Origin of the sequence: Halomonas sp. 3D7M (genome assembly GCF_014897885.1) — a bacterium.
In the GTDB taxonomy this organism is placed as follows: Bacteria; Pseudomonadota; Gammaproteobacteria; order Pseudomonadales; family Halomonadaceae; genus Vreelandella.
The window spans coordinates 36,052-44,149 of record NZ_JABUZF010000247.1 but is presented as its reverse complement, the minus strand read 5'-3'; the positions used below and the strand labels follow the sequence as shown (position 1 = coordinate 44,149).

The following is an 8,098-nucleotide window of genomic DNA, read 5'->3' as shown; positions in this document are numbered from 1 at the left end:
CACCGAGCGAAGGGGGTGGCGTCTGCCCTCATCCTGGGTCAATTCTGCTACTTGCGTCTGGTTCATCTTGTAAACGCACACTTTTCATCATCTCAAGACGCCGAGAGCGGCAGTGATTGTGCTACCATATGGGCCTTCCGTGAACCGATACACGGCGCATGCCGCCGACCATAGAGGTTGATTCAGCCATGGCCAAAACGTCCCTGGACAAGAGCAAGATCAAGATCCTGCTGCTCGAGGGCGTCCACCAAAGCGCGGTGGACAATTTTCACAACGCAGGTTACGAGAACATCGAGCACCTGCCGACATCGCTAGATGAAGCGTCGCTGATCGAAAAGATTCGTGATGTGCACTTCATCGGCATTCGCTCGCGTACGCAGCTCAATGAGCGCGTATTTGACGCGGCAGAAAAGCTGGTGGGCGTTGGCTGTTTCTGTATCGGAACGAACCAGGTTGATTTGACGGCAGCCCTTAAACGCGGCATCGCGGTGTTTAACGCGCCGTACTCCAATACCCGTTCGGTCGCAGAGTTAGTGCTGGCGGAAGCCATCATGCTACTACGTGGTATCCCCGAGAAGAATGCTCGCGCCCACCAAGGCGGCTGGCTGAAATCGGCGAAAAACTCCCACGAAGCGCGGGGCAAAACCCTGGGTATCGTTGGTTACGGTAGCATCGGTGCGCAGCTTTCAGTGCTGGCAGAATCGCTTGGTTTCAACGTTATCTATTACGATGTGATCACCAAGCTAGGCATGGGGAACGCGAATCAGGTAGCGAGCCTGGAGCAGCTGTTAGCACGCTCTGACGTGGTCAGCCTACACGTTCCTGACTTGCCTGCTACGCGCTGGATGATTGGCAAGAAAGAGATCGCAGCCATGAAACAGGGTGCCATCCTGATTAACGCAGCTCGTGGTAGCGTTGTTGAGATTGAACCACTGGCAGAAGCGATTAAAGCTGGCAAGCTGAACGGTGCCGCTATTGATGTCTTCCCGGTAGAGCCGAAAGGCAATGATGAAGAGTTCCAAAGCCCGCTACGCGGCCTGGATAACGTGATTTTAACGCCCCATATCGGTGGTTCTACCCTGGAAGCTCAGGAGAATATCGGTATTGAAGTGGCTGAAAAACTGATTACTTATTCGGATAATGGCACCACGGTTACCTCTGTTAACTTCCCAGAAGTAGCGCTACCTGCTCACCCGGATAAGCATCGTCTGTTGCACATTCATGACAACGTGCCTGGCGTGTTATCGCAAATTAACCGCGTACTATCTGAAAACGGCATCAACATTTCAGGTCAGTACCTGCAAACCAATGACAAAGTGGGCTACGTGGTCATTGATGTCGATAAAGCCTACGGCCCACAGGCTCTAGAAGCGTTGAAACAAGTTGAGCACACGCTGAAAATTCGCGTGCTGTACTCGGCGCATAACAGCTAAACACTGCTGTCAGCGTGATCATCTATAACGGCCCCGCTTTCGGGGCCGTTATAGGTTTCAGGGCTGAGATTGCCCTAGGCCAGATCAAACAGCAGCACTTCGGCTGCTTGTCTGCTTGCCACGCTAAATGTCTCACCCGGTTGAAAGGCTACGGCATCTCCAGAGTCAAGGGTTTCGCCGTTAACGTCGATCGTGCCTTTCACCACATGCAGCCAGGCATAGCGTGACGGTGGGGCAGCCGCCTGGTCGCCAGCGTCGAACAAGCCAGCGTAAAGGTTAACGTCTTGGTTAACGCTCACCGACCCTTCGCGACCATCTTGAGAAGCGACTAAGCGCCACTGGCCTTGGCGTTCAGCGGTAGGAAAGGCCTTCTGCTCATAGCTAGGGGCAATACCGCGCTTGGCAGGCTCGATCCAAATCTGCAGGAAATGCAGACCGTTCTCTTTTGAATGATTAAACTCGCTGTGCAATACGCCAGTACCTGCGGACATACGCTGTACATCGCCCGGGCGCATGACCTCGCCGTTGCCCATATTGTCCTTATGCTCCATTTCCCCTTCCAGTACATAGGAGATAATCTCCATATCCCGGTGGGGGTGGGCGCCAAAACCTTGGCCGCCGGTGACTCGGTCCTCATTAATTACCCGCAGCGCTCGGAATCCCATATGGTTAGGGTCCACATAGTTGGCGAACGAAAAGGTGTGGAAAGAGCGCAGCCAGCCGTGGTCGGCATAGCCTCGCTCGTTAGAACGACGGATGTGCATGGTGTTCTCCGAAAGCGTCGTAAGGAATAACACCAATATACGCCCGCTCGCCTGGCGCGTGGGGTGAAGCTTTTTAGATGGTCAGATCGAATAAATCGACGATTGATCAGCGCCCCCTAGCCATCGTTAGGCAGAGCAGCACTTTGCCTGAATTGTTTGCTAAACTATGCGCGTTTATTTACCCGGTCCGCCCTTTGCGAGGGCGACTACCAGGAGTATTCCATGACGGAAACCACCCAAATGCCGCCCATTGTGGTCGCGGCACTGTATAAGTTTGTCACTCTGAACGACTTTGAAGCACTGCGTGAGCCACTGCGCCAGACGATGATCGATAACGGCGTCAAAGGCACGCTGCTGCTGGCCAAAGAAGGTATTAACGGCACCGTGGCGGGTACCCGAGAGGGCATTGATGCCCTGCTGGCCTGGCTGACCGCCGACCCTCGCTTAAGCGATATTGACCATAAAGAGTCCTACTGTGACGAAACGCCGTTTTACCGTACTAAGGTGAAACTGAAAAAAGAGATCGTCACCCTGGGCGTGCCGGATATTGATCCTAACGACACCGTTGGCACCTACGTGGAGCCGGAAGATTGGAATGACGTGATTTCCGACCCGGACGTGCTGGTGATTGATACCCGCAATGATTACGAAGTGGCGATTGGTAGCTTTGAGCGGGCGATTGACCCGAAAACGACCACCTTCCGTGAGTTTCCTGAGTACGTGCGTGAGCACTACAACCCAGAAAAGCACAAGAAAGTCGCGATGTTTTGCACCGGTGGCATCCGTTGTGAAAAGGCCTCCAGCTTTATGCTGAAAGAGGGCTTTGAAGAGGTCTATCATCTTAAAGGCGGTGTGCTGAACTACCTCGAAAAGGTCCCGGAAGAGCAGTCCTTATGGCGTGGTGAGTGTTTCGTGTTTGATAACCGCGTCACCGTGCGCCACGACCTTAGCGAAGGTGAGCATGAGCAGTGCCACGCTTGCCGTATGCCTATTTCGCTTGATGATATGCAGTCATCGGCCTACGAGCCGGGCATCAGCTGCCCTCACTGCATCGACTCACTCCCCGAAAAAACCCGCGCTGCCGCCCGAGAGCGTCAACGCCAAATCGAACTGGCTAAGGCCCGTGGTGAACCCCATCCTCTAGGCTATAACCAGCGCAAGGGCAACCGCGCAAACACGTAACTCACGAGGCCTCCTGCTCTTCAGGAGGCCTCTTTGGTCGTATCTCGCCAACATTAGCCTTTGTACGCGCTAGACTGAGCAACTCTCGACTGTCTAGGAGCTTTCTATGTCTGCCTCTTCAGATGCGCCACTGGCGTCTTCAGAACTTCTGCAACGCACTGATTATCAAGGGGTAACGACCCTTACGTTAAACCAGCCTGAACGCTTTAATGCATTGTCTGAGGATATGTTGACGGCGCTGCAACGTGCGCTTGATGACATTGCCCAGGATGAGCATGTGCGCTGCGTGGTGTTGGCTGCGAACGGCAAGGCATTTTGCGCAGGGCATGACTTAAAGCAGATGCGTGCGAACCCTGATAAAGCCTACTACCAAACACTGTTTGCTCGCTGTGGCGCGGTGATGCAGAGCATCGTTAACTTGCCTGTCCCTGTGATTGCTAAAGTTCAGGGCATTGCGACGGCCGCTGGCTGCCAGCTCGTCGCTAGCTGTGATTTGGCTGTGGCAGCTAGCAATGCCCGATTTGCCGTATCAGGAATCAATGTGGGGCTTTTCTGTTCGACACCTGCAGTAGCACTGTCGCGTAATGTGTCGCGAAAGCGGGCGATGGAAATGTTGCTGACCGGAGAATTCATCAGTGCCTCTCAGGCCGCGGACTGGGGGCTTATTAACCGGGTTGCCGAAGAGAGCGAACTCGATAGTGCCGTGGGCGAACTCACTGCGAGCATCTGCGCCAAGAGCGCAGTGGCGGTGCGCACTGGCAAAGCCATGTTCGCACGGCAGCTAGCGATGCCGTTAGAGGAAGCCTATGCGTTTGCTGGCGAAACCATGGCGTGCAACATGTTGGCAGATGATGCAGCTGAGGGTATTGATGCCTTCATCGCCAAGCGCCCACCCCAGTGGCGCCATCGCTAGCAACGCTTGAGATATCATTGGTGGAATTTGTTTCCGTAAACGCGACAGCGGCCCCGCTGGCGCGTTATCCTCCCTCACTTTATGCCTTCAGGAGAGGCGCTTTCAGGAGAAAGTAAGGTGAGTGACGTAAAGCGTAGGTCAGTCGGACGTCCGGCGGGGGCCACCAAGGCGAGCGGTGGGCACAGCCAATCATTAGTACGTGGCCTCACGCTGTTAGAGCATTTGTCGGCAAGCCCATTAGGGTTAGCTTTATCGGAGTTGGCGGAAATGGCTGATCTCGCGCCATCCACCACTCACCGATTGTTACAAGCGCTACAAAGCCAGGGGTTCGTGACGCAAGAGAGTGAGCAGGGACTTTGGCGCATTGATGTTAAAACCTTCCGCATTGGTAATAGCTTTTTAGAAGCGCGTGATGTCGTCGCCCAAAGTCGGCCCTTTTTACGCCGTTTAACCGCAGAAACGGGGGAAACGGCGAATCTGGGGATTCGGGATGGTGCGACGGCGGTCTTTCTTGCCCAGCATGAGTCGCCGCAGATGATGCGGATGATTACTCGTCTAGGCTCGCGGGCGCCGCTGCATGCTTCTGGGGTGGGCAAAGCCCTACTGGCTTGGATGAGTGAAGACGAGCGTACCGCGCTGCTTAAAGGTTACGACCTTGCCCGAGTGACTGAAAATACCCTGCATCAATCCGATGAGCTGTTGATCGAAATGGCGACTATTCGTGCTCAGGGATTTGCCTGCGACCGCGAGGAGCATGCGGTGGGTTTACACTGCGTGGCCGCCTGTATTCACGATGAGCATGGCACACCGCTGGCGGCTATTTCAGTCTCTGGACCCATGGCGCGTATTCCTGAAGAGCGCCTATTGGCACTAGGTGCGTTAGTGCGCACCATCGCCGACGAAATCACCCTTCAGCTGGGTGGCCAACTGCCCCGATAAGCGGCGCTTTGCGCACCTGCAGTGACTGACAAAGACGGCACTCATTATGTTTAGCCTATTCTGGGTGGCGTTGGCTAGCGCCACCTTACTGCCTGGCGGCTCAGAGGTGTGGCTGGCACGGTTGTGGTGCTTAGGCGAGCCCGCGGTTGGGCTCTGGCTCGTCGCCACCGCTGGCAACACCCTGGGCAGTATGGTCAATGTGGCGCTGGGACGTTATGCCCGCCAGTTTCAACATCGTCGCTGGTTCCCCGCGTCACCCACTGGATTAGCGCGCGCAGAGCGTTGGTACAAACGTTTTGGTGAAGTTAGCTTGCTGCTTTCGTGGGCACCCGTTCTGGGTGACCCCCTTACTGTACTCGCAGGTATCTTTAGATTGCCCTGGTGGCGTGCGTTGCTCTGGATTGTGGTGGCCAAAGGGGCGCGCTATGCACTGTTGTTGGCGCTAGCCCACCAATGGCTGGCGCCGCTGTGCGGATAAATCGACAGATGATGCCAGCTTAACTCGCGTTGATGTCACAAATATTGACGCGGCGAGTGGCGAGCCACGCTCTTTTTCTCATGTTACCCTGTTTATCAATTATACAAATCTTGCACTCGCCGAGAGTGCAATATGAATAGCGTGCACTATGATGTGCATGAAACGATGTGCATAAAAGAGTTAGCAATGACATTGAGTGAAAGATTCATCCAAAGGGAGGTTTAGGTGTGACGCCATTACGTTTATTCCCCTGGCTAGGCGTCTGGTTATTGATGCTATTCGCCTTTCTGACAACGCCTGCACTCGCTCAAACGACGTTGAGTGCGGGAAGCGAAGACACCGCTAACGCAGAGGAGCAGCCCTCTTATTCGGCACTTGCCGATCTGCTGGAAGATGAGCAAGCGCGCCAAGAACTGATTGAGCTGCTGCGAAATCAAGCGTCAGTGTTACCCAATGAACTGACTAGTGAGTTATCACCGGAAGCAGCCGCCCAGGGGAGTGACCTTGCCCCTGAGGATGTATCACTGCCCCGTCAGCTTGCAGAGCTAACCAGTCGTGTGGTTGGTGATGTTGGCGGACAGATAGAGCAGGCAGTGGCCGTGGTGGGCGACCTATTTACCGGCCAAGGCGCTAGCTCGTTCGACATGGCCGCGTTTGTTAGTGCGGCAATTAATTTGGGTATCGTGATTGTTGCGACGTTCGCGATATTTTTGCTTTGCCGCCGTTTGGCTAAACCGTTATTTACTAAAATCAGCGGCTGGTCTCAGCAGGGCAGTGGTTTAACGCCCGTGCTGCGTTTGGTGTTATGTGTCGCTATTGCTGCCGTCGTAGATGTGTTGTTGGTTGCTTTTGCTTACGTTGGCGGTAACTTGGTGGCGGCGTTTGCGGTGGGGGAAACAGGCGAACTTTCTACCCGCGCTTCACTATTTCTAAACGCCTTCTTGGTGATTGAACTGCTGAAAGCCGGTATGCGTATGCTGTTCTCTTCACGCTATGAAGGGCTGCGCTTGTTACCTATTTCAGCAAAAGAAGCGTCCTACTGGAATCGCTGGTTAGCGCGTTTAATTGGCATGGTCGGCTATGGCTTGATGGTGGTCGTGCCGCTGGTTAATTTCTATATCGCGGCAACCCTAGGCCAAGCCGTCGGCACCTTTATTATGTTGCTGGCCTTCATCTACGCGGTTGGCGTCGTGCTTAAAAACCGTGTACGCCTGCGTGACAATCTTAACCAGATGGCAGCGCGAGCGACGATGACCGCTAGTCGCGTGTCGCTGCGCTTGTTTGCTCGAACCTGGCACTTGTTTGCGTTGCTCTACTTCCTGATGGTGTTTGTGCTTACCTTGTTACGCCCTGGGGATGCATTGCCGTTTGTGCTGTTTGCCACCTTGAAAACATTGGCCGCCGTGGTCATCGGGCTGTTGAGCTCGGCGTTCCTTACGCAAACGATTGGCCGGCGTATTCGGCTATCCGATGATCTGCGTCGCAAACTGCCGATGCTGGAAGTGCGCTTAAATAGCTATGTGCCCAATGCCCTGCGTGTGCTGCGTACCGTGCTATTAATAGCGGTCGTTATGGTCGTCTTGGATGCCTGGGGAGTGTTTAACCTAGCGGCATGGTACGCCTCCGAACGTGGCGCGAACCTCGTCGGGAAACTTACCAGCGTCGCCATAATCTTGATCGTTGCGTTCGGTGTGTGGCTGGGGCTAGCAAGCCTGATTGAGCATAAGCTCAACCCAGAAACCGGCCATGGCGAACCCTCTGCGCGTGCTAAAACGCTGTTGAGCCTGTTCCGTAATGCCTTAGTGATTGCCATGGTGACAATTACCGGCATGATCGTGTTGTCGGAAATAGGCATTAATATCGGGCCGCTCATTGCTGGTGCCGGTGTGCTGGGTTTAGCGATTGGTTTTGGTGCTCAAAAACTGGTTCAGGATGTTATTACCGGTATCTTTATTCAGGTAGAGAACGCCATGAACACCGGTGATGTGGTAACGGTAGGCGGTATCACTGGTACCGCTGAGCGATTAAGTATTCGTTCGGTAGGGATACGTGATTTGTCTGGCACTTATCATATCGTGCCGTTCTCCAGCGTTGATACTGTGTCGAACTATATGCGTGAGTACGGTAACCACGTCGGTGAATACGGTATCGGCTATAACGAGAGCATCGATGAAGCAATTGAGCAGCTGCAGTTGGCGTTCGAAGACCTGAAGGAGAGCGAGGAGCACAGCCATAAACTGCTGGCTGACCTGACAGTGGCAGGCGTTACCGCGTTGGCCGACAGCTCTGTCAATATTCGTGTGGTGATCAAGACGACGCCGGGCGATCAGTGGGGTGTTGGGCGTGCCTATAACCGTTTAGTGAAGTTGCGCTTTGATGCAGCAGGTAT

7 protein-coding genes are annotated in these 8,098 nt (G+C 54.3%); 6 read left to right on the top strand and 1 reads right to left on the bottom strand.

The features are described 5' to 3' along the window. Positions 1-188: 188 nt before the first annotated feature. Positions 189-1,433, top strand: a complete 1,245-nt coding sequence (gene serA, locus INT22_RS14665) for a phosphoglycerate dehydrogenase (RefSeq protein ID WP_193068478.1) — start codon at positions 189-191, stop codon at positions 1,431-1,433. 74 nt (positions 1,434-1,507) lie between these two features. Here serA and INT22_RS14660 read toward each other — a convergent pair whose 3' ends face one another. Next, positions 1,508-2,197, bottom strand: a complete 690-nt coding sequence (locus INT22_RS14660; protein ID WP_193068477.1) for a pirin family protein — start codon at positions 2,195-2,197, stop codon at positions 1,508-1,510. 222 nt (positions 2,198-2,419) lie between these two features. Here INT22_RS14660 and trhO point away from each other — a divergent pair, with 222 nt between their 5' ends. The 5 genes from trhO to ybiO all read left to right on the top strand — a co-directional run. Beyond that, complete coding sequence (gene trhO, locus INT22_RS14655) at positions 2,420-3,379, top strand: oxygen-dependent tRNA uridine(34) hydroxylase TrhO (RefSeq protein ID WP_226912770.1); 960 nt, start codon at positions 2,420-2,422, stop codon at positions 3,377-3,379. 106 nt (positions 3,380-3,485) lie between these two features. Further along, complete coding sequence (locus tag INT22_RS14650; protein ID WP_193060703.1) at positions 3,486-4,292, top strand: enoyl-CoA hydratase; 807 nt, start codon at positions 3,486-3,488, stop codon at positions 4,290-4,292. A gap of 117 nt (positions 4,293-4,409) precedes the next feature. Then, a complete protein-coding gene (locus tag INT22_RS14645) occupies positions 4,410-5,231 on the top strand; it encodes an IclR family transcriptional regulator (RefSeq protein ID WP_089040316.1) in 822 nt (273 codons plus the stop codon). Positions 5,232-5,277: 46 nt separating this feature from the next. Continuing rightward, positions 5,278-5,709 (top strand): YqaA family protein, encoded by a 432-nt coding sequence (locus tag INT22_RS14640; protein ID WP_193060704.1) that lies wholly within the window; start codon positions 5,278-5,280, stop codon positions 5,707-5,709. A gap of 227 nt (positions 5,710-5,936) precedes the next feature. After that, positions 5,937-8,098: mechanosensitive channel protein (ybiO, locus tag INT22_RS14635; protein ID WP_319022086.1), on the top strand; the 2,162-nt coding region annotated here is incomplete at its 3' end.